The organism is Achromobacter pulmonis, assembly GCF_021733725.1.
GTDB classification, from domain to species: domain Bacteria; phylum Pseudomonadota; class Gammaproteobacteria; order Burkholderiales; family Burkholderiaceae_B; genus Achromobacter; species Achromobacter pulmonis.
The window spans coordinates 605,134-628,996 of the sequence record NZ_JAIFOT010000001.1 but is presented as its reverse complement, the minus strand read 5'-3'; the positions used below and the strand labels follow the sequence as shown (position 1 = coordinate 628,996).

Below are 23,863 nucleotides of genomic sequence, written 5' to 3'. Positions count from 1 at the left end.
CCTGGCGGAGGAAGGGGAGTTTTTGTGTTTCTTCGCCTGTTCAAGTATCTCTGGCCTGAACGCTACCTGCCCGAAACCGAGCAGGACGACCCCTTCAACGAAGACCCGCCGCCGCGCGCGGCGGCCAAGGTCGGCGTGCTGCTGGTGAACCTGGGTACCCCGGATACCCCGACCAAGCGCGATATCCGCAAGTACCTCGGCGAATTCCTCTCGGACCCGCGTGTGATCGAGATCCCGCGCTATCTCTGGAAGCCGATCCTGCACGGCCTGGTGTTGACCCTGCGCCCCAAGAAGTTGGCGCCGCGCTATGCCGGCATCTGGCTCGAAGGCGGCTCGCCGCTGATGGTCTACAGCCAGCGCCAGGCCGAGGGCGTGCGGGCCACGCTGGCTGCCGCCGGGGTCGAGGCGGTGGTGGAGTTGGGTATGCGCTACGGCAACCCGTCGATTCCCGATGCCATCTCGCGCCTGCGGGCGCAGGGGTGCGAACGCATCCTGACCGTGCCGCTGTATCCGCAATATGCCGCCAGCACCACCGCCACCGTGGTCGATGCCGTGACGCATCACGCCGGCCGGCTGCGCGACCAGCCGGAAATGCGCTTCACCAAGCGTTTCCATGAGGAACCGGCCTACCTCGATCCGCTGGCCGCCCGTATCGAGGCCTATTGGCGTGAACATGGCAAGCCGCAGCGATTGGTGATGAGTTTCCACGGCCTGCCGCGCTATTCCATCGAACTGGGCGACCCGTATTACCGCGATTGCATGGAGACCGCGCGGCTGCTGTCGCAACGCCTGTCGCTGCCGCGCGAGCAGATCGAAGTGACCTTCCAGAGTCGTTTCGGTACCGCCCGCTGGCTTGAGCCCTACACCGAGCCGACCCTCAAGGCGCTGGCCGCCTCGGGCGTTACCGAGGTGGATGTGGTGTGTCCGGGATTTGTGGCAGACTGTCTGGAAACCCTGGAAGAGATCAGCCTGGAGTGCCGCGACGCCTTTCTCGGCGCGGGCGGCCGGCAGTTCCGTTACATCCCGGCGCTGAATGACGATCCGGCCTGGATCGCGGGGTTGGCCAGCCTGGTGGAACGACACTTGCAGGGGTGGCCCACACATCCACGGACTTGAAGGAGAGGGCGCATGCAGCATGATCCCAAGACGGACAAGATTGTGAAAAAGGGGAACGTCAGTACCCCGGTGGACGAGGATCAGGTCGAGCACGAGCTGGACGAGGCGCTGGCCGAGACCTTTCCGGCCAGCGACCCCATCGCGATCAATCCTGAACCCGAAGATGATCCCGAGGTCGACCGGGCCCTGAAGGACTCCTTTCCCGCCAGCGACGCGCCGGCCCCGGCCCAGCCGGGTAAGAAGTGACCTGTCGATGATCGGAACGGGCGCCGTTTTGCGCCCGGATCCCGGAGGTCGAGGGGAATTTCCTGGAGGTTGAGCGCTTTTGGCCGTAGGTTTGGTCCCGCCGCAACGGTGGCCCGCGACGGGGAATATTTGCTTTCCCGGGCTTGAAATAGGGGTATTGGCCCCCATTCATGGTTGCGAAAGCCATTCTTTTTGGAGGATTCCCCATGACGGCACCCAACGAGCCTGTAGATCAGACGCCCGGATTCGGCGAAGACGCCGATGCGGCCCCCGCGGCCCAGGACGCGGCACAGGCCGAGTTGAACGAATTGCGGGCCCAGCTGGACGCGGCCCAGGCTACCGTCAACGAGCAACAGGACCAGCTTCTGCGCATTCGCGCCGACGCCGAGAACGTGCGCCGCCGCGCCCAGGAAGAAGTCTCCAAGGCGCGCAAGTTCGGTATCGAGTCGTTCGCCGAAAGCCTGGTGCCGGTCAAGGACAGCCTGGAGGCCGCGCTGGCCCAGGCCGACCAGACCGTCGAAACCCTGCGCGAGGGCGTCGAAGTCACGCTCAAGCAGCTGGCGGCGGCCTTCGAGCGCAACCTGCTCAAGGAAATCGCGCCGGCCCAGGGTGACAAGTTCGATCCGCACCTGCACCAGGCGATTTCCTCGGTCCCGTCGGAGCAGCCCGCCAATACGGTGATCCAGCTGCTGCAGAAGGGCTACGCCATCGCCGACCGCACCCTGCGTCCGGCCCTGGTGGTGGTGTCCGCCGGCCAAGGCTGAACGGACGGCGCGCCATGACCGGCCCCAGGTTCGACCCGGCCCAGGTTTTCGCGGTGTTCGGCATGCGGCATGTCGACACCGCGGGCTTCGATGCCGCCGTGGTCGAGGCGCCGGGGACGGACCTGCGCTGCGTATTCCTGTGGGGCCAGGATTGCTATAACTGCAATCTCTTCAAGCAGGCGGCGTTGCTGCACCAGGAATCCCTGCTGGACCTGGGTCTTGGCTGGTTCGAGGCCGACGTGTACGCCGATGAACCCTTGGGCCGCCGCTTTTCCCTGCATGGCGTCCCCACTTTTGTGTTCTACCGAGCCGGAAAGCGGCTCGGACGCATTACCGGTTGGCCCGGATTGCCCCAGTTCACGGCGGCGGTCCGGCGCCTGCAGGAAGCGCCGGCGGAAAATTCCAGCCAGGTGTCTTGAAAAACCCTGTAGGCAGCCCCAGTTATGTGGGGACAGGAAATTTCTCTCTAATTTCACAGATTTATCCAAGGTAACCCGACCATGAGCAAAATTATTGGCATCGACCTGGGCACGACCAACAGCTGCGTGGCTGTCATGGACGGCGGTCAGGTCAAGATCATTGAAAACGCCGAAGGCGCCCGGACCACCCCCTCGATCGTCGCTTACATGGACGACGGTGAAACGCTGGTGGGCGCGCCCGCCAAGCGCCAGGCGGTGACCAACCCCAAGAACACCCTGTACGCGGTGAAGCGCCTGATCGGCCGCAAGTTCGAGGAAAAGGCGGTGCAGAAGGACATCAACCTGATGCCCTATGCCATCGTCAAGGCCGACAACGGTGACGCCTGGGTGGAAGTGCGCGGCAAGAAGATGGCGCCTCCCCAAGTGTCGGCCGACGTGCTGCGCAAGATGAAGAAAACCGCCGAGGACTACCTGGGCGAGGAAGTGACCGAAGCCGTCATCACGGTGCCGGCCTACTTCAACGACAGCCAGCGCCAGGCCACCAAGGACGCCGGCCGCATCGCCGGCCTCGAAGTCAAGCGCATCATCAACGAGCCGACCGCGGCCGCGTTGGCCTTCGGCCTGGACAAGACCGAAAAGGGCGACCGCAAGATCGCCGTCTATGACCTGGGCGGCGGCACGTTCGACGTGTCCATCATCGAAATCGCCGACGTCGATGGCGAAAAGCAGTTCGAAGTGCTGTCGACCAACGGCGACACCTTCCTGGGCGGCGAAGACTTCGACCAGCGCATCATCGACTACATCATCGGCGAGTTCAAGAAGGAACAGGGCGTCGACCTGTCCAAGGACGTGCTGGCCTTGCAGCGCCTGAAGGAAGCCGCCGAAAAGGCCAAGATCGAGCTGTCCTCGAGCCAGCAGACCGAGATCAACCTGCCGTACATCACGGCTGATGCCTCGGGTCCGAAGCACCTGAACCTGAAGATCACGCGCGCCAAGCTGGAAGCGCTGGTCGAGGAACTGATCGAGCGCACCATCGAGCCCTGCCGCGTGGCCATCAAGGACGCCGGCGTGAAGGTTTCCGACATCGACGACGTGATCCTGGTCGGCGGCATGACCCGCATGCCCAAGGTCCAGGAAAAGGTGAAGGAATTCTTCGGCAAGGAGCCGCGCAAGGATGTGAACCCCGACGAAGCCGTCGCCGCGGGCGCCGCCATCCAGGGTTCCGTGCTGTCGGGCGACCGCAAGGACGTGCTGCTGCTGGACGTCACCCCCCTGTCCCTGGGTATCGAAACCCTGGGCGGCGTGATGACCAAGATGATCCAGAAGAACACGACCATTCCGACCCGGTTCTCGCAGACCTTCTCGACCGCCGACGACAACCAGCCGGCCGTGACGATCAAGGTCTTCCAGGGTGAGCGTGAAATCGCCGCGGGCAACAAGGCCCTGGGCGAGTTCAACCTCGAAGGGATCCCGCCGTCGCCGCGTGGCATGCCGCAGATCGAAGTCACGTTCGACATCGACGCCAACGGCATCCTGCACGTGTCGGCCAAGGACAAGGGCACCGGCAAGGAAAACAAGATCACCATCAAGGCCAACTCGGGTCTGTCGGAAGACGAGATCCAGCGCATGGTCAAGGATGCCGAGGCCAACGCCGAGGAAGATCACCGCGTTGCCGAGCTGGCCCAGGCCCGTAACCAGGCCGATGCGCTGGTGCACGCCACCCGCAAGTCGCTGACCGAATACGGCGACAAGCTCGAGGCGTCCGAGAAGGAAGGCATCGAAGCGGCCATCAAGGAGCTCGAGGACACGCTGAAGGACGGCGACAAGGCGGCCATCGACGCCAAGGTCGAAGCCTTGTCGACCGCTTCGCAGAAACTCGGCGAAAAGATGTACGCCGACATGCAGGCGCAGCAAGCCGCCGGCCAGCAGCAGGCCGCCGACAACGCGAAGCCGGTGGACGACAACGTCGTCGACGCCGACTTCAAGGAAGTCAAGCGCGACCAATAATGGCCGGGCGCTGACCTGCCTCTGCCGCCCGGTAGCCGGAGAAATCCGCCTACCGGGCGAACTCATTCTGTAGCACTGAAAAGAAGGCTCCTTCCCGGGCCCACCGATCATGGCAAAACGCGACTATTACGACATCCTGGGCGTGGCGAAAAACGCTTCGGATGACGAACTCAAGAAGGCCTATCGAAAGCTGGCCATGAAATACCATCCGGACCGCAATCCGGACAGCAAAGAAGCCGAAGAGAAGTTCAAGGAAGCCAAGGAAGCCTACGAGGTCCTGGGCGATGAACAGAAGCGCGCCGCATACGACCGCTACGGCCACGCGGGCGTCGACCCCAACGCCGCCGGCATGGGCGGTGGCATGGGCGGCGGTTTCGCCGATGCGTTCGGCGACATTTTTGGCGAGATATTCGGCGGCGGCGGTGGCCGTCGCGGGGGCGGCGGCCCGCAGGTGTACCGCGGCGCCGATCTCAAATATGCGCTGGAAATCACGCTGGAGCAGGCGGCCGCCGGCTTCGACACCGAGATCCGCGTCCCCAGCTGGGAACACTGCGACACCTGCCACGGGTCCGGCGCCAAACCCGGCACCTCGCCCAAGACCTGCCGCACCTGCGGCGGTTCCGGCGCGGTGCGCATGCAGCAGGGCTTCTTCAGCGTCCAGCAGACCTGCCCGACCTGCCATGGCAATGGCAAGGAAATCACCGATCCCTGCACGGCCTGCGATGGCGTCGGCCGCATCCGCCGCAACAAGACCCTGCAGGTCAAGATTCCGGCCGGCATCGATGACGGCATGCGCATCCGCTCCAGCGGCAACGGCGAACCGGGCATCAATGGCGGTCCGCCGGGCGATCTGTATGTGGAAATCCACATCAAGCAGCACAAGATCTTCCAGCGCGATGGCGATGACCTGCACTGCGAGCTGACCATCCCGTTCACCACGGCGGCGCTGGGCGGCGAGCTGCAGGTGCCGACGCTGGGCGGCAAGGCCGAGATCTCGATTCCCGAGGGCACGCAGTCGGGCAAGACCTTCCGCCTGCGCGGCAAGGGCATCCGCGGCGTGCGCGGCAGCTACCCGGGCGACCTGTACTGCCATGTGGTGGTCGAGACGCCGGTGCGCCTGAGCGACGACCAGAAGCACATCCTGCGCCAGTTCGAGGCCTCGCTGAACGACGGGGGCGACCGCCACTCGCCGCAAAGCAAGTCGTGGACCGATCGCGTCAAGGAGTTCTTCAGCTGAATCGCATGAGCTGATCGCCGCCCCGCGAGGCGCATCACGGCCCAGCATCCGGAGACTTCCGGGTGCTGGGCCGTTGTCCGTGGGCGTTCCTGCGCCAGGGCAAAAAAAACCGCGGCTTGCGCCGCGGTTTCACTGCAGGTACTGCTACTTCAGACTTCGTACTGCTACTACAGGTACTGCCACTTCATACTGCTACTGCGGGTACTGCTACAACAACCGCGTGGTGCGGCCTTATCCACGCGCCTGTTTTGCCGCTGTGGCCGAAAAAACCGACCTCGGGCCACGATGCCGCCCGAGGCCGGCCGGGCTACAGCAAGCAGCTCACCGGGTGATCGGGGGATACTCGAGTTCGCCGAAGGTGTATTGGCCGCTGGCCTTGGCCTGGGCCAGCTCCTGCTGGACTTCAGCGCGCGACTTGGCGCTGGCCGGAGCCGCGGCGACGGGCGGGTAGTCCAGTTCGCCGAAGGTGTATTCGCCGCTGGCCTTGGCCTGTTGCAGCTGGGCTTGCACGTCCTGCGAGCTCAGGCTGGTGGTCTGGGGCAGGGCGGGCGGGTAGTCCAGTTCGCCGAAGGTGTATTGACCGTTGATCTTGGCCTGTTGCAGTTCGGTCGCCACTTGGGCGCTCGACTTGGCTTGTTCGACACCGGCGGCCTGGGCGCCGGCTCCCGCCAGGGCTAGGGAAATCAGCAGGGTAGTCGTCAGGGTTTTCATAATGACCTCCAATATGTTGTGGGGCGGGGCCGCATCTGGCGGCTTGCCGTCGTGGTTCGTTGTTTGTTCCCGATGAATGAATTGTGCGCGGCATTTCACCTGGGATAAACCCGTATATTCTGAAAACATCTTTCCAAATAAGCATGCAATAAAAATTTGGATAAGAAATTTCCCCGTTTATGGCATGGTCTTGGTGATGGTCGGCCCCTTTTTCTGTCGCCGGCATGCGCGGCAGGCGAAAAAAAACCCCTGCCGCAGCAGGGGTCGGAACAGCGGGAGGACGCGGCGCGTCAGGGCGCTTTTTTCTTGAAGTCACCGGCGACGGCGGTACTGAAGCCGTCGGGCCGCAGGTACTTGCGCAGCGCCGCGTTGACTGCCGCGGGCGTGAGCGCGCTGATCTTCCGGTCCATCTCGGCCGACCATTCGAAGCTGCGGCCGCGCTGCAGATAGTCGAGCCACGTGCCTGCCAGCACGTCGTCCTGGGCGCGCGCCAGGTTGCGGTAGTTCAGCAACGCGGTGATGCCATCCGAGATTTCCTTATCGCTGAAACCGTCCTTGAGCACGCGGGCGAGTTCTTCGCCGATGGCCTTTTCCAGGCGTTCGCGGTTCTGCGGCGCGTAGATGGCGTACATGGTCCAGCTGGCGCTGGGTTCGAACGACGAGACCGACAACGAGCTGCGCACGTTGTAGGACAGGCCTTCGGTTTCACGTACGCGGTTCCACAGGCGCGAGGTCTCCGAGGCGCCGAACAGATAGTTGGCCAGGTACAGCGCCGGATAGTCGGCATCCGTGTCCTGCAGCTTCAGCGGCATGCGCGAGATGTAGAACGCATTGGCCTTGTCGGGCGTCTCGATGTCGAACTGCTTGGCCGGGATGTCGCGGTAGGGGTTGGCGACGCGGGTATAGGCGGGGGCGCGCTTCCAGCCGGCCAGGCCATCCGCAATGGCCTTTTCCACCGCGCCGGGCTCGAAATCTCCCACCGCGGTGTATTCGATCTTGCCCGCGCCGTAGAACTTGGCGTGGAACTTGGCCAGCGCCTCGCGGTTCAAGGCGCGGATGCCGGCCAGCGACTCCTCGAACGTCGGCACATAGCGCAGATCGTTGGCCGGCCACGGATTGTCCTGGCGAGCCAGGGCGCGCGCGGCCAGGGCCTGCGGTTCGGTCATGGCGTTCTGGATCGAGGTTTCGAGTTGGCGTTGGTATTCCTCGATCTGTTCCTTGGGGAAGTTGGCGTTGCGCACGATGTCCAGCGCCAGGCGGGTCAGCTCGGGCAGGTTCTCGCGCTTGGTGGACATGGCGATCTTGAGCGTAGTGCCGCCGCCGCTGAAGCCCAATTCGGCCTGCAACTGGTCCAGGCGGTCCTGGATGTCCTGACGCGACAGCTTGGCGGTGCCGCGCATCAGCAGGTCGGCCACGGCGCTGGCGTTGACGCGCTGGCCGAGCAGGTCTTTTTCGTTGCCGAACTGGATCAGCATCTGCGCCTGCACGCGGTTACCGCGGGTGGCCTTGGGCAGCAGGGCCAGTTGTACCGGGCCATTGGGCAGGTCGAGCGTCTTGCGCTGAGTCAGGCGGTCGATGTTCTGCGGCGAAGGGTCGAAGGCGGAGGCGGCCTTGAAATCGGGGTCTCCCTTGTAGTCCTTGAAGACCTCGGTGAGATCGGCGCGCTGCATCTGCGGCGTGCGCACCGGCTTGTCGGTGGGGATGTAGCGGCCTTCGATGCGGTTGCTCTGGATCAGGTAGGTGGTGGCGGCCTGCTGCACTTCGGCCAGCGTGGCCTTGCGAGCGCGGTCGCGCTGCAGGAAGAACAGGCGCCAGTCGCCGGCGGCGATGGCCTCGGACAGCGCCACGCCGACCTGTTCGGGATCGCTGTAGGTCTGCTCCCAGGAGGTCAGCCACTTGCTGCGGGCCCGGTCAAGCTCCTGCTGGGTGAAGGGCTTCTTGCCCAGGCTTTCCAGCGTGTTGGTCAGGGCCTTCATGGCGGCGTCCTGGTTCTTGCCCGGCGTCAATTGCGCCGCGAACATCGCCAGGCCCGGGTCCAGGTTCTCCATGGTGAAACCGAACACGCCCGAGGCCAGCTTGGTCGGCACCAGCGCATGATAGAGGCGGCCCGACGGCGTATCGGCCAGGATGGTGGTGGCCAGGTCGAAAGGCACGAAGTCGGGGCTGCCGGCGGCGGGGATGTGGTACATCGCCGCGACCAGCGGCGTGCCGCCGGCGCGGCGCAGGGTGACGCTGCGCTCGCCGTCCTGGGCCGGCTCGATGGTGTATTCAGGCGGCAGCTTGCGGTCCGGCTTGGGCAGCTTACCCAGGGTGGCTTCGATGTCAGCCAGGGTGGCCTGCGGATCGAACTTGCCGGCCACGATCAGCACCGCGTTGTCGGGCTGGTAGTACTCGTGGTAGAAGGCGCGCAACTGGCCGATGTCGACGTTTTCGACGTCGGAACGGGCGCCGATGGTGTTCTTGCCGTAGCTGTGCCATTGGTAGGCGGCGGCCTGCATCTTCTGCATGAGGATGCGGAAGGGGCTGTTTTCGCCGCTTTCCATCTCGTTGCGCACCACGGTCATTTCGGAATCGAGGTCTTCCTTGGCGATCAGGGAGTTGACCATGGCATCGGCCTGCCAGCCAAGGTACCACTTGAGGGTGTCGGGGTTGGCGGCGAAGCTGGCGAAATAATTGGTGCGGTCGCTGGAGGTCGAGCCGTTGGCCTGCAGGCCGCGGCGCGAGAACTCGCCCATCGCATTGCGGGTGGTGGAGGTGCCCTTGAACAGCATGTGTTCAAGCAGGTGGGCCATGCCGGTCTGGCCGTAATTCTCGTTGCGCGAGCCGACCAGGTAGGTCATGTTGACCGTGGTCGACGGCTTGGATTCATCGGGCACCAGCAGGACCCGCAGGCCGTTGCTGAGGCGGTATTCGGTAATGCCTTCAATCGAGGCGGCCTCCGTGACGCCATCCGGCAGGCTGGCGGCTCCGGCCTGGAAGGCCAGGAAGGATGTGAACAGCAGCGCGCCCAGAGGGCGCGGCAGCTTCGATATGGACAGGCGCATGGCGGACTATTCCTTTGGCATGGCAGAATCCGTTGGAGTGTATACGGTGTGAATGGTTCAGGGCCTTGGGCCCCCGCACGCCGCTCCGTCATTCTGTCTGGAAAACCGCGCATGTCGCTATCCCTTGAAATCGAGACTCCCCGGCTGGTGCTGCGACAGTGGCTGGCTGCCGACCGCAAGCCGTTCGCCGCCATGAATACGGATGCGGGCGTGACCCGCTACCTTCTGCCGATGAGCGCGGCGCAAAGCGACGCGTTGGCCGACCGGTTGGCCGCGGGCATCGACGAATACGGTTGGGGATTCTGGGCCGTCGAAGCGCCGGGCGTCGCGCCGTTCATCGGATTCGTCGGGATCAAGGCGCTGGCGCCGACGCTGCCGTTCGCGCCCGGCGTGGAAATCGGCTGGCGCCTGGCGGCGCCCTACTGGGGCAGGGGCTATGCCAGCGAAGCCGCGCAGGCGGCGTTGCGGGTGGGGTTCGAGCAGGTTGGCGTGCCCGAGATCGTGGCGTTCACGGTGCCGGAAAACGAGCCATCGCGCGCGGTGATGCGGCGCCTGGGCATGCGCGAAGATGCACAGCGCTTCGAGCATCCGGCGGTGCCGGACGGCCATCCGTTGAAGACGCATGTGTTGTATCGGCTGGCGCGCGAGGCCTGGCGGGCGCGGAAAAATGGTGACGCAGGCCCAGGCTCGGAGCCGTTTGCAGCGGCATAAGTACCGGCAGCCCCTGTCATGCCGGCGTGTTGCGGCGCAACATCCTGGCGTGGCGCGGCCGATTTGAGATCGGAGCGGGCGCGGGTGTAAGCTTTGCAGAACGTAGTTGCTGTTGTCGACGGGACGCGCGACAGCCGTCTACAGGTTTCCCGTCCAACGCCAGCCGCCGCCCCGCCGGGCCGCATCGGCAGCATGCCGGAACGCGCGTCCCCGCCCCGCGGGCGACGACGGTGCTTGTTGTTCGCGCCTTCGCCGCCGGCATCCTGCCGGCGCATCTTTCGGAGGAACGACCCATGCTGACCGAGATCGTCACGCGTGCCTTGTCCCAGTTGACCGGCAGCCCCATGAGCGGCGACCGCATCAAAGGACAATTCCAGTACGCCTATGCCAGTGATGACGGCCAATTCGTGGCCATACTGACCCATGACATGACCACCTACGTGGTGGATCTGCGCGCGCAGCGCTACTTCGCGGAGTGCGGCGGTTCGCCGCGCGGCTTTGCCGGGCACGTGCTCGAAATGGAGGGCGCGCAGGCCCGCGAACATCCCTGGCCCGCGGCCAACGACCTGTTTGACCTGGACATGGACGCCGACGAATTGTGCTGGCGCCAGTGCCCTGGCGTACGCGGCATGGCCGGGATCCCCCACCGATCAGTCGAGAGCCGCGCCGCCTGAGAGTGGCCAGAAGCGGCAGTCCCTTCACTGAACCGGCGATTACGCCGGTTTTTTTTGTCGCGGCATTGCCGCGGCTCGCTACAATCCGCGGCATGACTACGCACGCTGACACGGGCGCCCCTCAGGGCGCCATCCTGGTCGATTGCACGCACGAGCGCCACGCGGACCAGATTCTGGCCATTTTCAACGAGGCCATCCTCACCTCGACCGCGTTGTATGACTACAAGCCGCGGCCGCGCGAGGCGATGCAGGGCTGGTTCCAGGCCAAGGCCGGTGGCGGATTCCCGGTGGTGGGTTTCGAAAACGCGGCGGGCGAGTTGATGGCATTCGCCAGCTATGGCACGTTCCGCGCCTGGCCTGCCTACAAGTATTCGGTCGAGCATTCCGTCTATGTCGACGGCCGTTTTCGCGGGCAGGGATTGGGCGAGGCATTGATGCGCGTGCTGATCGGGCGCGCCCGCGCCAACCAGGTGCATGTGATGATCGGCGGTATCGACGCGGCCAACCAGGGCAGCATACGGCTGCATGAGAAGCTGGGTTTCGTGCACGCCGGCACCATTCGCGAGGCCGGTTTCAAGTTCGGCCGCTGGCTCGACCTGGCGTTCTATCAGCTGACGCTGGACACGCCGGCGCAGCCGGTGGATGGCTGAGGCGCGACACCGCGGAGAGCGGCCGGCAGGTTACTTGGACAGCACCCGCATCGCCTGCTCCAGCCCCGCGACCGTCACCGGGTACATGCGGTCCTGCATGATGTCGCGCATCAGCGCGATGGACTGGCGGTACTGCCACGACGCGGTGGGCTCGGGATTGAGCCACACGGACTTGGGCCAGGCATCCAGCAGCCGGCGCATCCACTGCGCGCCGGGTTCCTTGTTGTAGTGCTCGACCGAGCCGCCCGGCTGCAGGATCTCGTAGGGGCTCATGGTGGCATCGCCGACAATGATCAGGCGCCAGTCGGGGTTGTATTTACGCAGCACGTCCCAGGTGTCGAAGCGTTCGTTCTGACGCCGCCGGTTGCTCTGCCACAGGCTCTCGTAGGGGCAATTGTGGAAGTAGTAGACCTCGAGGTTGCGGAACTCGCTGCGCGCCGCGGAGAACAGTTCCTCGACGCGGCCGATGTGGTCGTCCATGCTGCCGCCGACGTCCAGCAGCATCAGCACCTTGACCGTGTTGTGGCGCTCCGGGACCATGCGCAGGTCCAGGTGGCCGGCGTTGCGCGCGGTGCTGGCGATGGTGTCATCCAGGTCCAGCTCGAGTTCGGCGCCTTCGCGCGCGAAGCGCCGCAGGCGACGCAGCGCGATCTTGAAGTTGCGCGTGCCGAGTTCGACCTGGTCGTCGTAGTCCTTGAACTGGCGCATGTCCCAGACCTTGACCGCGCTGCGGTTGCCGGCCGACTGGCCGCCGACGCGGATGCCTTCGGGGTGGTAGCCGCCGTTGCCGAAGGGCGAGGTGCCGCCGGTGCCGATCCATTTGCTGCCGCCGGCGTGGCGCTCCTTCTGCTCTTCCATGCGCTCCTTGAAGAGCGCCATCAGCTTGTCCCAGCCGTGCTTCTCGATGGCGGCTTTTTCTTCCGGCGTCAGGCTTTTCTCGAACTGCTTGATGAGCCAGTCCAGCGGGATGTCCTTGCCGGCCGGCAGCGCCGCCTCGATGCCCTTGTAGTAGGCGCCGAAGGCCTTGTCATAGCGGTCGTAGAGCGATTCGTCCTTGACCAGCGCAGTGCGCGCCAGGAAGTAGAAGTCGTCCAGCGTGGGCGTCATCAGGTCCTGGCGCAGCGCGTCCACCAGTGTCAGATATTCCTGCACCGAAACCGGCAGTTTGTGGGCCCGCAAGTGGTAGAAAAAGTCGATCAGCATGGCGGCCGCCGTTGGGGGCGCGTCAGCGGCGCTGGGTGCCGCGGGTCATGGCGGCGAGCCGTTCCAGCAAGTGCACGTCCTGCTCGTTCTTGAGCAGGGCGCCCGCCATCAGCGGCACCGCGGTGGCGGTGTGGGCGTCGATCTGCGCCGCGCTGACGTCTTCGGCCAGCAGCAGGCGCAACCAGTCCAGCAGTTCCGAGGTGGACGGCTTTTTCTTCAGGCCAGGCGCATCGCGCAGGGCGAAGAAAGTGTCGAGCGCCGCGCGCAGCACGTCCTGCTTGAGTTCGGGGAAGTGCACCGCGACGATGTCGCGCATGGTGTCGCGATCGGGGAAGCGGATGTAGTGGAAGAAGCAGCGGCGCAGGAAGGCGTCGGGCAGGTCCTTCTCGTTGTTGGAGGTGATGATGACCAGCGGGCGGTGGCGCGCGGCGATGGTCTGGCGCGTTTCGTAGACATGGAATTCCATGCGGTCGAGTTCGCGCAGCAGATCGTTGGGGAATTCGATGTCGGCCTTGTCGATCTCGTCGATCAGCACCACCACTGGCTGCTCGGCCTCGAACGCCTGCCACAGCGTGCCTTGCACGATGTAGTTGCGGATGTCGCGCACTTTCTCGTCGCCGAGCTGCGAGTCGCGCAGGCGCGACACCGCGTCGTATTCGTACAGACCCTGATGCGCCTTGGTGGTCGACTTGATGTGCCACTGCAGCAAAGGGCGGCCCAGCGCGCGCGCCACTTCCTCGGCCAGCATGGTCTTGCCGGTGCCGGGTTCACCCTTGATCAGCAGCGGGCGTTGCAGCGTCAACGCGGCGTTGACGGCAAGCTTGAGGTCATCGGTGGCGACGTAACGATCGGTGCCATCGAAGCGTGTTTGCGGTGCGGAAGGAGCGGTCTGGGCAGCGGACATGGATCGGTGGGCTTCTCGGAGTTGAGGGAGATCAAGGCCATTTTCGGGTATTAATCCTAGACAATTATCGTACAATCAGGCGGTTTTGCAGTGGGGTTCGACCCGCAACGTGTTTGCCGGGGGCCTTTCCGTGTGAGCAGGCCCTAGTCCTCAAGCCATACCAAGAAGAGCCATCCCAATGAAGTTGCGATTCTCTCTGAAGTACACGGTTTCTCTGCTGACCTTGGCCTCCTGTGCGATCGCCGGCCAGGCAGCCGCTGCGGACGCGGCGCCGGTCGGCAACGTCCAGAATGCCCGTGACAAGGTCTCCATGTGCATCGGTTGCCACGGCATCGAAGGCTACAAGGCGACCTTCCCCGAGCTGTACCACGTCCCGATGATCGCCGGCCAGAACGCCAAATACATCGAGACCGCCCTCAACGAGTACAAGAAAGGCGCGCGCAGCCATCCCACGATGGACGCCATTGCCGGCAGCCTGTCCGACCAGGACATCGCCGATCTGGCCGCGTACTACTCGAATCTGAAATGACAGGGGGCAATCACATGAACCGCATCATGCTTGCCCTCGCGGGCGCGACGTTGGCCATTTCGGGCGCGACTGCCCAGGCCCAGGACCTGGCGGCCGGCAAGGCCGTGTTCGACAAATTCAATTGCGCCTCCTGCCATGGCGCCGACGCCAAGACGGCGGTGGACCCGGCCTATCCGACGCTGGCCGGCCAGCACGCCGACTACCTGGTGCATGCGCTCAAGGCCTACCGCCGTGGCGCCTCGGGCAGCGCGGCCACGGCCAACGTGCGCAAGAATCCCATCATGGGCGCTTTCGCCACTCAACTGTCCGACCAGGACATCGGCAATGTGGCGGCCTGGCTGTCCTCGTTGCCGAGCGACCTGGGCGTGCGCAAATAAGGCCGCGCGCCCCGGCGCAAACGCAAAAAACCCTCGGGTGACCGAGGGTTTTTCATGGGGCGCGGCAACGGCCTAGCGCTCGGCGCGCTGGCGGATCAGGTCGATGTAGGTATCGCTGTCCAGCGGCGTGCCCAGGCGTTGGGCTTCCCAGACCACCCGGCCCAGGCATTCCATGATCTCGTGCGCCGCCTGGTGCGCATCGCTGCGCGCCACCAGGCGCTGGTAGGCGTTGCGGATGCCTGGCGGGTGGTCGATGGACAACTGCTCGGCGATGGCCAGGTGCATCGACAGGTGCAGGAATGGGTTGGTGCGGCCTTTCTCCACCGCGTATTCGGCGCTCATGGCCTCGGGGCTTTCCAGGTCGGCATGGTATTCCTGGTGCTCGATGATCCAGTCCAGGGCCATGGCCTCCAGCGGGGTCAGGACTTCGTTGGCGCGGTGCTTGCGCCAGGTTTCGATGAAGAATTCGCGGACTTGGTCGCGGGAAGGGTTGAACATTGTCAGACGGTTGCCAGGCTGGCCAGAGAGGCCTTTATTTTACCGCCCGCCGGCACGTCGCCCGCCCGCCGGCGCCAATGCGATATAGAATTGGTTGCTATCCGCCATCCAGTGGGCGTTCGGCCAGGGCCACGCGGCCCGCGGCGCTCACGCCAGCCGATGCGGCGCGCGTGCAGAAAAACCACCCGGAGCAAATGGAGCATTCATGTCCTATCAACATATCAAGGTGCCCGCTGGGGGCCAGAAGATCACGGTCAATGCTGATTTCTCGCTGAATGTGCCTGATCAGCCCATCGTGCCCTACATCGAGGGCGACGGCACGGGCGCGGACATCACCCCCGTGATGATCAAGGTCGTCGATGCCGCGGTGCAAAAGGCCTACGGCGGCAAGCGCAAGATCCACTGGATGGAAGTCTATGCCGGCGAGAAGGCCACCAAGGTCTATGGCCCGGACGTCTGGCTGCCCGACGAGACCCTGGAGGTCGTCAAGGACTACGTGGTGTCGATCAAGGGCCCTCTGACCACCCCGGTCGGCGGCGGCATCCGTTCGCTGAACGTGGCGCTGCGCCAGCAACTGGACCTGTACGTCTGCCTGCGCCCGGTGGCCTATTTCAAGGGCGTGCCTTCGCCGGTGCGCGAACCCGAAAAGACCAACATGGTGATCTTCCGCGAGAATTCGGAAGACATCTACGCCGGTATCGAATACATGGCCGAGAGCGAGCAGGCCAAGGAACTGATCCAGTTCCTGCAGACCAAGCTCGGCGTCAAGAAGATCCGTTTTCCCAACACCTCGTCCATTGGCATCAAGCCGGTGTCGCGCGAAGGCACCGAGCGCCTGGTGCGCAAGGCGGCGCAGTACGTCATCGACAACGACCGTACCTCGCTGACCCTGGTGCACAAGGGCAACATCATGAAGTTCACGGAGGGCGGCTTCCGCGACTGGGGCTACGCGCTGCTGCAGAAGGAATTCGGCGCGCAACTGATCGACGGCGGCCCGTGGTGCAAGTTCAAGAATCCCAAGACCGGCCGTGAGATCATCGTCAAGGACGTCATCGCCGACGCGTTCCTGCAGCAGATCCTGTTGCGCCCGGCCGAATACGACGTGATCGCCACGTTGAACCTGAACGGCGACTACATCTCCGACGCGCTGGCCGCGCAGGTGGGCGGCATCGGCATCGCCCCGGGCGCTAACCTGTCCGACTCGGTCGCCATGTTCGAGGCCACGCACGGCACGGCGCCCAAGTACGCGGGCAAGGACTATGTGAACCCGGGGTCCGAGATCCTGTCGGCGGAAATGATGCTGCGCCACATGGGTTGGACCGAGGCGGCCGATCTGATCATCTCCAGCATGGAGAAATCGATCCTGTCCAAGAAGGTGACGTACGACTTCGCCCGCCTGCTCGAAGGGGCGACGCAGGTGTCATGCTCGGGCTTCGGCCAGGTCATGATCGAAAACATGTGACGGGATCTTTCCTTGTCGGCGTGCCACCTGAAAACCCGCAAGCCCTCTGGCCTGCGGGTTTTTTCAGGGCCCGCATGTTCTTTCCGGTCTGGCCTGCGCAACTGTGCGCGCTTTATGCGTCGGGGTATGACAAAAAGAAATAATTTGTGATTATTGTGACAGTATAATTACAGCGCTTGTAATACGGTAATCCCTTCAGCCCGCGTATTTTTCTTTGATATGGCACAACCCGCCCCCGATATGCCGCCTTACGATGCCTCGGCTTCTGTGCGTGGCTTGCGCGAAGCCAAGCGCATCGCGCTACTGATGGCGCCCAGGCTGGGCGACACGCTGTTGATGATGACGATGGCGCACAATCTGGCTGCGCATGGGCGCGAGGTCACCGTTTTTGGCGATTTTGCCTATGGCCTGAGGACCTGGTTCCCGGGTATGGACATCCGGCCGTCGCTGCCGAAGGAGCAGGCCGCGCAGGCGCTGGCCGGCTATGATTGCGCGGCGCAGATGCATATAGGCTGGCCATACGCCCTGCACGACGTTGCCGCATCCTATTTCTATTACGACGCGCACGTGGTCATTACGGGCAAGGGCTTCGTCAAGCTCAACCAGATCAGTGATTACTGCCGCGATGTATTGGAACTGCCTTTGTCTGGCACCGATATCGGCCTGCGGCCCCCGGTGGCGGGGCGTCATCGTGTGTTCGAAGCCCGGGTGGCGGTGCATCCGTCGTCCACGGGCGCCCAGCGGTGCTGGGCGCCCCGGCATTTTGTCGAGCTTGGCCTGCGCCTGCAGCGACAAGGGTATGAGCCGGTTTTCATTCTGGCGCCGCACGAGCGGGCCGAATGGGCCTGCCTGACGGATGCGGGCCTGCCCATCCAGCAGTCACCATCATTGGCTGATGTGGCCGCGTTCATCCATGAGTGCGGTTGGTTCATCGGCAACGAGTCCGGCATTGGCCACCTGGCTTCCAGCGTCGGGGTGCCAACCTTGACCTTGACGGGCCGCCCGACCCGTACCAAGGCCTGGCGGCCGGGCTGGTCGATGTCGCGCATCGCCTATCCCGCCTACATCCCGGGCGGCCGTTGGCGTGACCGGCTGTGGCGCGAGTGGTTGCGACCGGGCAGCGTCATGGCGGCGTTCGAAGGGTTGACGCGCGACTATAAAAAATCCATGGCGGCCTCCAAGGCCGTCCGTTCTTGACTCCGGACAGCGGTGCCGCGGTGAATGGTTGCTCGATTCCGCGCAAACCGTTGCTGCCTGTGCGCTGGCCAATTCCTATCCCTAGATGTGCCGACCGGTCGTCGCAAAGGCTGAGCTGAACCTATCATGTCCATTAATTGCTTGCGCAGCGTCGCATTCCTGACGTTGCTGATCCCCGCTCTGGCCCTGACCAGCGCCGTGGGCGGACCCGCCATCCTCTACCTGACGGCTGTGATCGCATTGACGGCGATGGCGATGAACCTGGTGCGCTCCGGCGAACCCTTTGCGTTGCGCGAACTGTGGCCGATGGCCGTGGCACTGATGGCGCCGCTGCTGGCGATGCTCGTCAGCAGCACCTACCTGGGGGTGTGGAGTTCTTCTGAAATCGAGAAGCTGCTGCGATTCGCCCTGGCGGTGCCGGTCTGCTGGCTGTTGCTGCGGGTGCCCCGCAACTGGCTGCAGCATGTGCAATGGAGCTTCCTGTTCGGTGCCTTCGCCGGTTCGCTGATGCTGATCTACATCGTGCATTCCCCGAGTCTGGGCCGTGGCGCGGTTTCCGATTTTGGCGGGCGCTATAACGCCGTGGCCTTTGCCGACCTGACGATTCTTTTCGGCCTGGGAGCGCTCCTGACGCTACCCTGGCGGTTGTCGCCCTGGCCTCGTCTCGAGGCGGGGCTGAAGATTGCCGCGGTGCCCCTCAGCATCTATGGCGTCTGGGTATCGCAGACGCGCAGCAGTTGGGCCTTGCTGCTGGTGTTCGGCCTGGTCTATCTGCTGACCAAGCGCCAGTGGCGCCTGCGCAGCAAACTGTTGTTCCTGGGCGGTCTGGTCATGGTGATGGCGGTGGTGGCCGCCGTGTCCTGGCATTCGAAGGAAAGCCGCTGGAAAGGGGTGGTGTCGGACCTGAACCGCTACGAGCAACATGATCGCGATACCTCGGTGGGAATCCGCATCCAGCTGTGGGAAGCCTCGTGGCTGATGTTCAAACAAAGCCCGCTGGTCGGTGTCGGCGTGCCGCACTTCCGGTCCGAACTGGTGAAGCTGCAGAAGCAGGGCATCGTGACGGAAGAGGTGGCGGTTGGTTATGGCGAGCCCCACAACGATATGCTGGGGGCGTTGGCCGGTTATGGCCTGCTGGGCCTGCTCAGCATCCTGGCGCTGTATCTGATTCCGGCGGCGATTTTCTGGCGCCGTTCCGCCAGCAACGACCCGGTGGTGCATGTCGGCTCGCAGATCGGCATGCTGTTCTGCCTGGGCTACTTCGTCTTCAGCCTGTCGGAAATGATGTTCCGTAACATGCGCAGCGTGCCGATCTATGCGTTGACCGTGGTGGTGCTGTATGCGCTGACCTCGGCTCGCACCGGACTGGCGCAGCAGCATCTGGCGGCGCGGCGCTAGACGGCATCGCCGCCTGCGCGGGCGGCTTGTCCGCAAAAAAAGCGAGGCTTGTATGGCCTTGCTTTTTTTCGCGCGCGCGCGTTGCGCAACAAATGCCGAATGCGATTGACGTAGATCAAGCCAGCCTGCCCTCGTCGGTGAAAACCCCTGCTGCACCCTCGTATGCTGCTCGGACGCAACATATAAATAGTCACATTCCGCAGTCTTTGGTTGCGAGCGCGGAAGGACAGGACGAAGAGGGTCTATGAAGAATTCAAGCTTGCGCAGGGAGCTACTGTGGTTCGTGTTCGCCGTTGGCGCCGCCGTGCTCGCGTTGGGAGGCTGGGAAGCATGGGAGCGGCGTGGCGAGATGCTGGTCGACCGCAAGACGGAACTGCGCCATGTACTGGACCTGGCGGCCGGTATCGTGCGCAACGGCAAGCAACGCGCTGTCGACGAAGGCTTGTCGGTTGAGCAGGCCAAGCGCAATGTGGCGCAGCGCCTGGCGCAGTTGCGCTATGGCGCGGATGGCTACGTCGGGGTGTTCGATGACCGCTATGCGCTGCTGGTGCATCCCGATGCCAAGCTTGTGGGCACCCATGTGCGCGCGGTCAAGGACAGCGACGGCCTGCCGATCTTCGAGGAACTGTACGACCGTGGCAAGCAGGGGGGCGGCTTCATTGAATACCGCTTCCCGCGGCCGGGGGCGGATGCTGCCCTGCCCAAGATCAGCTATGCGGTCTACGATGCGGAATGGGGCTGGTTGCTGTTCACCGGGTTGTATGTGGACGACGTCGATGCGGCCTTCAGTGCCACGCTGTGGCGCCAGGGAGGGGTGACGGTGGGACTGCTGGCGGTGTTGTTGGCGGCGGCGCTGCGTTTTTTCCGCTCCCATATCATCCGTCCGCTGGACGAGGCGGTCGAGGTGTGTGAGCGGGTGGCGCGGGGGGATCTGTCGAGCGTCATCTCACGCCATCACCGGGGCGAGATCGGCCGGCTGTTCGGCGCCATGGCGCTGATGCAGGAGCGCCTGGACGTGGCGGTGCGCAGCATCGTTCATTCCACCGGCTCGATCGCCGCAGCCTCACGCCAGATCGCAGCGGGCAGCATGGACCTGCATGACCGCACCGAGAAGCAGGCGGCGGCGTTGGAACAGACCGCGGCCAGCGTTGAGCAGATCACCGCCACCGCCAGGCAGAGCGCGGAACACGTGCGCGAAGTCAGTTCGTTGGCGGGGCAGTCGGCGCAGCTGGCGCGCCAGGGCAGCGAGGAAACCCAGCACGCGATCGATGCGATGCGCGAGATATCGCAAAGCTCGCAGCGGATTGACGAGATCATCCGCCTGATCGACGAGATCGCGTTCCAGACCAATATCCTGGCGCTCAATGCGGCTGTGGAGGCCGCGCGCGCGGGCGAACAGGGCCGCGGGTTCGCGGTGGTGGCCGGAGAAGTGCGGGCATTGGCGCAGCGTTCGGCCACCGCCGCCAAGGAAATCAAGACGCTGATCGAGGCGTCCTCGGATTCCGTCGCGCGTGGCAGCCAACGGGTGGAGCAGGCCAGTGCCACCATGGGCAGTGTGTTGCAGTCGGCCGCGACCAGCGCGCCCTTGATGGGTGAGATCGCCACGGCCTCGGCCGAGCAGAGCGTGGGCATCGAGCAGATCAATCAGGCGGTGACGCATCTGGACGGCGTGACGCAGCAGAATGCGGCGCTGGTCGAGGAGTTCGCGGCGTCGGCCTCCACCCTGCACGACCAGGCCGACGACCTGGCGCGCGCGGTGGCCGTGTTCAAGCTGTCTGCAGCCTACTAGGAGAACCCTGTGCCACGCTCATGGCGCGTTGCAGGCGCGCGGTCAATTCGCGGCTGGCGCTGGTCATGGGCAGGCGCAATTCGTCGGCGATGAGGCCCTGCAGGGCCAGCGCGCGCTTGATCGGCGCCGGATTGGGCTCGGCGAACAGCAGGCGGATCAGGCCGCGCAGCGGTTCGAACAGATCGCGCGCGGCATCGGCGCGGCCGTCGCGCGCCAATTGCATGACTTCGACGAAGCGTTCAGGAAACAGATGCGCGGCGGCGGGAATGGCGCCCCGTCCGCCGGCCAGGAAATGGTCGAGCAGCGCCATGTCCTCGCCGCAGAGCGCCGCGAGGTGGCCGCGCGCGTTCAGCGCCATCAGCACCGGGGGATTGCATTCCTTGACGGCGCGGAAATTGGGCAGCAGCGCCAGCGATTCCATGGTTTCGACCGTCATGGTGACGCCAGCGCGCTTGGGAATGTTGTAGAGGATGATGGGGCGTTCGGTGGCCCAGGCGATCTGTCGGTAGTGCCACAGGATGCCTTGCTGCGACGGGCCCAGGTAGTAGGGCGGCGGCACCAGGTAGCCGGCGGGCGCGTACTTGTCCAGGCGGCGGATGGCGGCGGCCACGCCGCGCGTGTCGACGCCGCCCGCGCCGAACACCAGCGGCAGGGCGTGTGGATCGCGGCGGATGGCCTCGATCATCTCGATCTTCTCGGGAATGGACAGCAGGTTGCCTTCGCCGGTGGAACCGAACAGCACCAGGCCGGCGATGCCGGCGTTGCGGTAGTAGCGCGCCAGCGCCTGGGCGGCTTCGCCATCGACGTAGCCGCCGCGCATCGGCGTGACCATCGGCAGCCAGAGGCCCTCGAAAGCGGAAGTGAGCGGGGTATCCATGGCTTACTGCACCGTGATGGCGCCCGCGGGGCGCAGCGGGCCGAATTCGGCCTGGGGCAGGCCGCACATCACCGCGTGCATCAGGGCGTCGACCTGTTCGCGGTCGCAGTGCAACTGCAGGACGCTCTGGCCATGAGCGTGATCCACCGACAACACGTAGACGCCGATCCGTTCGCCCAACTCACGGTGCAGGGCCAGCCTGACTTTCAAGGCGTCCAGCGTGTCGATTCTGACGGTCAGGGAGACCCTCTCCGCTGGCCGCGGCGCGAGGGCCTGGGCGGGGCGGTCAAACGAGGCGTGCGTGCTGCGTTCTTGGCGGGGAATCATGGGGGGTGGCGGGGCGCAGGCGGGCTTGCGCGTATCCGGTTGGTTGATGACGATTCCACTATAGAAAGCGGACCGTAAAACCCGCCAAAAAATGCGGGCGCGACGCGTAAAAAGCGCGTCAACGCCCGGGCGCCTCAGAATGTCCTGGTCAGCGACAGCTGGCCGGTGGCACGGCCCATGTAGCGGCCACGGCTGTTGGTGTAGACGGCACGGTCGGCGTTGGTGTCGAGGTAGGCGAGGGAGATCGTCAGGCCCTGGCCGAAGTCCTTGGTCAGCCCCAGTTTCCAGTCGGTGTAGGCGCCGTCGGTGACGTTGCGCACCGTCTGGTGGCCGACGTGGGCATTGACCGTCAGGTCCCAGAAGCCGGTGTCGAAGTTGCCGCTCAGATCGAAGTACTGGCTGTACTTGCTGGCGGCAAAGCCGAACAGGTTGGTCATGGCGATCGAGTATTTGAACAGCACCGGACCGTAGCCCAGGCCGGCATACAGCTCGGTGGTGTCCGGACGGGTGTAGCCCGATGGGTAGTCGCCGGGGTAGTAGTACTGCAGCACGCCCAGGTCGAACGGCACGTTCGGCGCCAGATTGCCCTTGTAGCCGCCGTAGAAGTCCATTTCCACTGGCGCTGAGACCTTGCTGTTGCCGTCGTTGAGCCAGCTGATGCTGGAGTTCCAGTTGCCCAGGTACAGGCCGCTGGCGTGGGTGAAATCGAAGCCGCCTTGGATCGCGGGCTGGTTGTTGGTCTGCATCAGGCCGCGGTAGCGGTACTGGCTGGCCAGGGTGACGTTGGCGCTCAGCGAATACTCGGGGGCGGGTTCGCCGACCGTCGCGGGGGCGTCGGCCGCGTGGCCGGGGGCGGCCAGGGCCAGCAGCGCAAGCGCGGCCAGGGTGTTGCGGGACATGGAATTCTCCTGTGTTGGACGGGATCGCCACAATAGGAGAAGCGGCATAAACGGCGAGACAAGAGTGGCTCGGCCCGCGTAAAAGGCGCATCAACGGCGCCGCATGTCGCGCCTGCTTGCGCGTCGGGCTTCACCCCGCGAAGCGGTAGCCCACGCCAATCTCGGTCAGCAGGTAGACCGGTTGCGCCGGATCCGCCTCGAGCTTCTGCCGCAGGTGGCCCATGTAAATGCGCAGGTAATGATTGCTTTCCACATGCGACGGGCCCCAGACCTCGCGCAGCAGTTCGCGGTGCGTCATGACCTTGCCGCGATGCGCCAGCAGCGCGGCCAGCAGCCGGTATTCCATGGCGGTCAGATGCACATGCTGGCCGCCGCGTTCGACCACGCGCTTGGCGAAATCCACGCGCACCTCGCCGAAGCGGATCTCGGCGGCGCTGCCGGCGCCGCCGCGGGCATGACGGCGCAGCAGCACCCGCAGCCGCGCCAGCAGTTCGCTGACGCCGAACGGCTTGGTCAGGTAGTCATCGGCGCCCGCGTCGAGCGCGGCCACCTTGTCGGTCTCGGCGGTGCGCGCCGACAGCACCAGCACCGGCACTTCGGTCCAGCCGCGCAGTTCGCGGATCAGGGTCATGCCGTCTTCATCCGGCAGGCCCAGGTCCAGCACCACGGCATCGGGTTGGCGCGTACCGGCCTCGATCAGGCCGCGCTTGACGGTGTCGGCCTCGAACACGGCGCAGCCTTCGCTCTCCAGGGCCTGGCGCACGAAGCGGCGGATATTGGCGTCATCCTCGATGATGAGAACGGTGGGCTGAAAGTCGAACATG

The 23,863-nt window shown here is 64.7% G+C and carries 24 protein-coding genes; 15 read left to right on the top strand and 9 right to left on the bottom strand.

The window, feature by feature from the left end:
* Positions 1–24: 24 nt before the first annotated feature.
* From hemH to dnaJ, 6 genes are all read left to right on the top strand, one after another.
* On the top strand, positions 25–1,116 hold the full coding sequence (gene hemH, locus K2W61_RS02870) for a ferrochelatase (RefSeq protein ID WP_175140948.1): 1,092 nt from the start codon (positions 25–27) through the stop codon (positions 1,114–1,116).
* A 12-nt stretch (positions 1,117–1,128) separates the two neighbouring features.
* Positions 1,129–1,362 (top strand): hypothetical protein, encoded by a 234-nt coding sequence (locus tag K2W61_RS02865; RefSeq protein WP_175131282.1) that lies wholly within the window; start codon positions 1,129–1,131, stop codon positions 1,360–1,362.
* Positions 1,363–1,568: 206 nt separating this feature from the next.
* Positions 1,569–2,126, top strand: coding sequence for a nucleotide exchange factor GrpE (gene grpE / locus K2W61_RS02860; protein WP_175140947.1), 558 nt, complete (start codon positions 1,569–1,571; stop codon positions 2,124–2,126).
* Between the two features lie 14 nt (positions 2,127–2,140).
* The gene (locus K2W61_RS02855; protein ID WP_236755033.1) at positions 2,141–2,545 is read left to right on the top strand and encodes a thioredoxin family protein; all 405 of its coding nucleotides are present in this window, start codon (positions 2,141–2,143) and stop codon (positions 2,543–2,545) included.
* An 81-nt stretch (positions 2,546–2,626) separates the two neighbouring features.
* Positions 2,627–4,552 (top strand): molecular chaperone DnaK, encoded by a 1,926-nt coding sequence (gene dnaK / locus K2W61_RS02850; RefSeq protein WP_175131285.1) that lies wholly within the window; start codon positions 2,627–2,629, stop codon positions 4,550–4,552.
* 109 nt (positions 4,553–4,661) lie between these two features.
* Positions 4,662–5,789 (top strand): molecular chaperone DnaJ, encoded by a 1,128-nt coding sequence (gene dnaJ, locus K2W61_RS02845; protein ID WP_175131286.1) that lies wholly within the window; start codon positions 4,662–4,664, stop codon positions 5,787–5,789.
* A 321-nt stretch (positions 5,790–6,110) separates the two neighbouring features.
* Here the strand turns inward: dnaJ and K2W61_RS02840 are convergent, their stop codons facing one another.
* Both K2W61_RS02840 and K2W61_RS02835 read right to left on the bottom strand, forming a co-directional pair.
* Positions 6,111–6,500 (bottom strand): DUF4148 domain-containing protein, encoded by a 390-nt coding sequence (locus tag K2W61_RS02840; RefSeq protein WP_175131287.1) that lies wholly within the window; start codon positions 6,498–6,500, stop codon positions 6,111–6,113.
* A gap of 290 nt (positions 6,501–6,790) precedes the next feature.
* Positions 6,791–9,544 (bottom strand): M16 family metallopeptidase, encoded by a 2,754-nt coding sequence (locus tag K2W61_RS02835; RefSeq protein ID WP_175131288.1) that lies wholly within the window; start codon positions 9,542–9,544, stop codon positions 6,791–6,793.
* A gap of 111 nt (positions 9,545–9,655) precedes the next feature.
* On the opposite strand from K2W61_RS02835, the gene K2W61_RS02830 reads away from it, so the two are divergent.
* The 3 genes from K2W61_RS02830 to K2W61_RS02820 all read left to right on the top strand — a co-directional run bounded on the left by K2W61_RS02830 (position 9,656) and on the right by K2W61_RS02820 (position 11,579).
* The gene (locus K2W61_RS02830; RefSeq protein WP_236755032.1) at positions 9,656–10,255 is read left to right on the top strand and encodes a GNAT family N-acetyltransferase; all 600 of its coding nucleotides are present in this window, start codon (positions 9,656–9,658) and stop codon (positions 10,253–10,255) included.
* 293 nt (positions 10,256–10,548) lie between these two features.
* The gene (locus tag K2W61_RS02825; protein ID WP_175131290.1) at positions 10,549–10,929 is read left to right on the top strand and encodes a hypothetical protein; all 381 of its coding nucleotides are present in this window, start codon (positions 10,549–10,551) and stop codon (positions 10,927–10,929) included.
* Between the two features lie 92 nt (positions 10,930–11,021).
* The gene (locus K2W61_RS02820) at positions 11,022–11,579 is read left to right on the top strand and encodes a GNAT family N-acetyltransferase (RefSeq protein WP_175131291.1); all 558 of its coding nucleotides are present in this window, start codon (positions 11,022–11,024) and stop codon (positions 11,577–11,579) included.
* A gap of 30 nt (positions 11,580–11,609) precedes the next feature.
* On the opposite strand, the gene K2W61_RS02815 is transcribed toward K2W61_RS02820, so the two are convergent.
* Together K2W61_RS02815 and K2W61_RS02810 are read right to left on the bottom strand one after the other, a co-directional pair.
* A complete protein-coding gene (locus K2W61_RS02815; RefSeq protein WP_175131292.1) occupies positions 11,610–12,782 on the bottom strand; it encodes a vWA domain-containing protein in 1,173 nt (390 codons plus the stop codon).
* A gap of 22 nt (positions 12,783–12,804) precedes the next feature.
* Complete coding sequence (locus tag K2W61_RS02810) at positions 12,805–13,686, bottom strand: AAA family ATPase (RefSeq protein ID WP_175131293.1); 882 nt, start codon at positions 13,684–13,686, stop codon at positions 12,805–12,807.
* Positions 13,687–13,864: 178 nt separating this feature from the next.
* On the opposite strand from K2W61_RS02810, the gene K2W61_RS02805 reads away from it, so the two are divergent.
* Together K2W61_RS02805 and K2W61_RS02800 are read left to right on the top strand one after the other, a co-directional pair.
* The gene (locus tag K2W61_RS02805; RefSeq protein ID WP_049071752.1) at positions 13,865–14,215 is read left to right on the top strand and encodes a c-type cytochrome; all 351 of its coding nucleotides are present in this window, start codon (positions 13,865–13,867) and stop codon (positions 14,213–14,215) included.
* Positions 14,216–14,229: 14 nt separating this feature from the next.
* A complete protein-coding gene (locus K2W61_RS02800; RefSeq protein ID WP_175131294.1) occupies positions 14,230–14,592 on the top strand; it encodes a c-type cytochrome in 363 nt (120 codons plus the stop codon).
* A 72-nt stretch (positions 14,593–14,664) separates the two neighbouring features.
* On the opposite strand, the gene K2W61_RS02795 is transcribed toward K2W61_RS02800, so the two are convergent.
* A complete protein-coding gene (locus tag K2W61_RS02795) occupies positions 14,665–15,090 on the bottom strand; it encodes a DUF1841 family protein (RefSeq protein WP_175131295.1) in 426 nt (141 codons plus the stop codon).
* A 205-nt stretch (positions 15,091–15,295) separates the two neighbouring features.
* Here K2W61_RS02795 and icd point away from each other — a divergent pair, with 205 nt between their 5' ends.
* From icd to K2W61_RS02775, 4 genes are all read left to right on the top strand, one after another.
* Positions 15,296–16,552 (top strand): NADP-dependent isocitrate dehydrogenase, encoded by a 1,257-nt coding sequence (gene icd / locus K2W61_RS02790; protein ID WP_049071757.1) that lies wholly within the window; start codon positions 15,296–15,298, stop codon positions 16,550–16,552.
* A gap of 219 nt (positions 16,553–16,771) precedes the next feature.
* Positions 16,772–17,749 carry a glycosyltransferase family 9 protein gene (locus K2W61_RS02785; protein WP_175131296.1) on the top strand — a complete coding sequence of 326 codons (978 nt, stop codon included), beginning with the start codon at positions 16,772–16,774 and terminating at the stop codon, positions 17,747–17,749.
* Between the two features lie 126 nt (positions 17,750–17,875).
* On the top strand, positions 17,876–19,147 hold the full coding sequence (locus tag K2W61_RS02780; RefSeq protein ID WP_175131297.1) for an O-antigen ligase family protein: 1,272 nt from the start codon (positions 17,876–17,878) through the stop codon (positions 19,145–19,147).
* Positions 19,148–19,391: 244 nt separating this feature from the next.
* A complete protein-coding gene (locus K2W61_RS02775; RefSeq protein WP_175131298.1) occupies positions 19,392–20,936 on the top strand; it encodes a methyl-accepting chemotaxis protein in 1,545 nt (514 codons plus the stop codon).
* Here the strand turns inward: K2W61_RS02775 and K2W61_RS02770 are convergent.
* From K2W61_RS02770 to kdpE, 4 genes are all read right to left on the bottom strand, one after another.
* On the bottom strand, positions 20,914–21,813 hold the full coding sequence (locus tag K2W61_RS02770; protein ID WP_236755031.1) for a 4-hydroxy-tetrahydrodipicolinate synthase family protein: 900 nt from the start codon (positions 21,811–21,813) through the stop codon (positions 20,914–20,916). The two genes, K2W61_RS02775 and K2W61_RS02770, sit on opposite strands and share 23 nt — an antisense overlap.
* A gap of 3 nt (positions 21,814–21,816) precedes the next feature.
* Entirely contained in the window at positions 21,817–22,140 is a 324-nt protein-coding gene (locus tag K2W61_RS02765; protein WP_236755030.1) for a hypothetical protein, read from the bottom strand.
* 134 nt (positions 22,141–22,274) lie between these two features.
* The gene (locus tag K2W61_RS02760) at positions 22,275–23,039 is read right to left on the bottom strand and encodes a TorF family putative porin (RefSeq protein ID WP_236755029.1); all 765 of its coding nucleotides are present in this window, start codon (positions 23,037–23,039) and stop codon (positions 22,275–22,277) included.
* Positions 23,040–23,169: 130 nt separating this feature from the next.
* Positions 23,170–23,862 (bottom strand): two-component system response regulator KdpE, encoded by a 693-nt coding sequence (gene kdpE, locus K2W61_RS02755; RefSeq protein WP_175131301.1) that lies wholly within the window; start codon positions 23,860–23,862, stop codon positions 23,170–23,172.
* Position 23,863: the final 1 nt, after the last annotated feature.

Bases quoted from the DNA above. Each gene is read 5' to 3' on its own strand.
- K2W61_RS02865 (WP_175131282.1), top strand. From the start codon at position 1,129: ATGCAGCATGATCCCAAGACGGACAAGATTGTGAAAAAGGGGAACGTC.
- grpE (WP_175140947.1), top strand. From the start codon at position 1,569: ATGACGGCACCCAACGAGCCTGTAGATCAGACGCCCGGATTCGGCGAA.
- K2W61_RS02855 (WP_236755033.1), top strand. From the start codon at position 2,141: ATGACCGGCCCCAGGTTCGACCCGGCCCAGGTTTTCGCGGTGTTCGGC.
- dnaK (WP_175131285.1), top strand. From the start codon at position 2,627: ATGAGCAAAATTATTGGCATCGACCTGGGCACGACCAACAGCTGCGTG.
- dnaJ (WP_175131286.1), top strand. From the start codon at position 4,662: ATGGCAAAACGCGACTATTACGACATCCTGGGCGTGGCGAAAAACGCT.
- K2W61_RS02840 (WP_175131287.1), bottom strand. From the start codon at position 6,500: ATGAAAACCCTGACGACTACCCTGCTGATTTCCCTAGCCCTGGCGGGA.
- K2W61_RS02835 (WP_175131288.1), bottom strand. From the start codon at position 9,544: ATGCGCCTGTCCATATCGAAGCTGCCGCGCCCTCTGGGCGCGCTGCTG.
- K2W61_RS02830 (WP_236755032.1), top strand. From the start codon at position 9,656: ATGTCGCTATCCCTTGAAATCGAGACTCCCCGGCTGGTGCTGCGACAG.
- K2W61_RS02825 (WP_175131290.1), top strand. From the start codon at position 10,549: ATGCTGACCGAGATCGTCACGCGTGCCTTGTCCCAGTTGACCGGCAGC.
- K2W61_RS02820 (WP_175131291.1), top strand. From the start codon at position 11,022: ATGACTACGCACGCTGACACGGGCGCCCCTCAGGGCGCCATCCTGGTC.
- K2W61_RS02815 (WP_175131292.1), bottom strand. From the start codon at position 12,782: ATGCTGATCGACTTTTTCTACCACTTGCGGGCCCACAAACTGCCGGTT.
- K2W61_RS02810 (WP_175131293.1), bottom strand. From the start codon at position 13,686: ATGTCCGCTGCCCAGACCGCTCCTTCCGCACCGCAAACACGCTTCGAT.
- K2W61_RS02805 (WP_049071752.1), top strand. From the start codon at position 13,865: ATGAAGTTGCGATTCTCTCTGAAGTACACGGTTTCTCTGCTGACCTTG.
- K2W61_RS02800 (WP_175131294.1), top strand. From the start codon at position 14,230: ATGAACCGCATCATGCTTGCCCTCGCGGGCGCGACGTTGGCCATTTCG.
- K2W61_RS02795 (WP_175131295.1), bottom strand. From the start codon at position 15,090: ATGTTCAACCCTTCCCGCGACCAAGTCCGCGAATTCTTCATCGAAACC.
- icd (WP_049071757.1), top strand. From the start codon at position 15,296: ATGTCCTATCAACATATCAAGGTGCCCGCTGGGGGCCAGAAGATCACG.
- K2W61_RS02785 (WP_175131296.1), top strand. From the start codon at position 16,772: ATGGCACAACCCGCCCCCGATATGCCGCCTTACGATGCCTCGGCTTCT.
- K2W61_RS02780 (WP_175131297.1), top strand. From the start codon at position 17,876: ATGTCCATTAATTGCTTGCGCAGCGTCGCATTCCTGACGTTGCTGATC.
- K2W61_RS02775 (WP_175131298.1), top strand. From the start codon at position 19,392: ATGAAGAATTCAAGCTTGCGCAGGGAGCTACTGTGGTTCGTGTTCGCC.
- K2W61_RS02770 (WP_236755031.1), bottom strand. From the start codon at position 21,813: ATGGATACCCCGCTCACTTCCGCTTTCGAGGGCCTCTGGCTGCCGATG.
- K2W61_RS02765 (WP_236755030.1), bottom strand. From the start codon at position 22,140: ATGATTCCCCGCCAAGAACGCAGCACGCACGCCTCGTTTGACCGCCCC.
- K2W61_RS02760 (WP_236755029.1), bottom strand. From the start codon at position 23,039: ATGTCCCGCAACACCCTGGCCGCGCTTGCGCTGCTGGCCCTGGCCGCC.
- kdpE (WP_175131301.1), bottom strand. From the start codon at position 23,862: ATGTTCGACTTTCAGCCCACCGTTCTCATCATCGAGGATGACGCCAAT.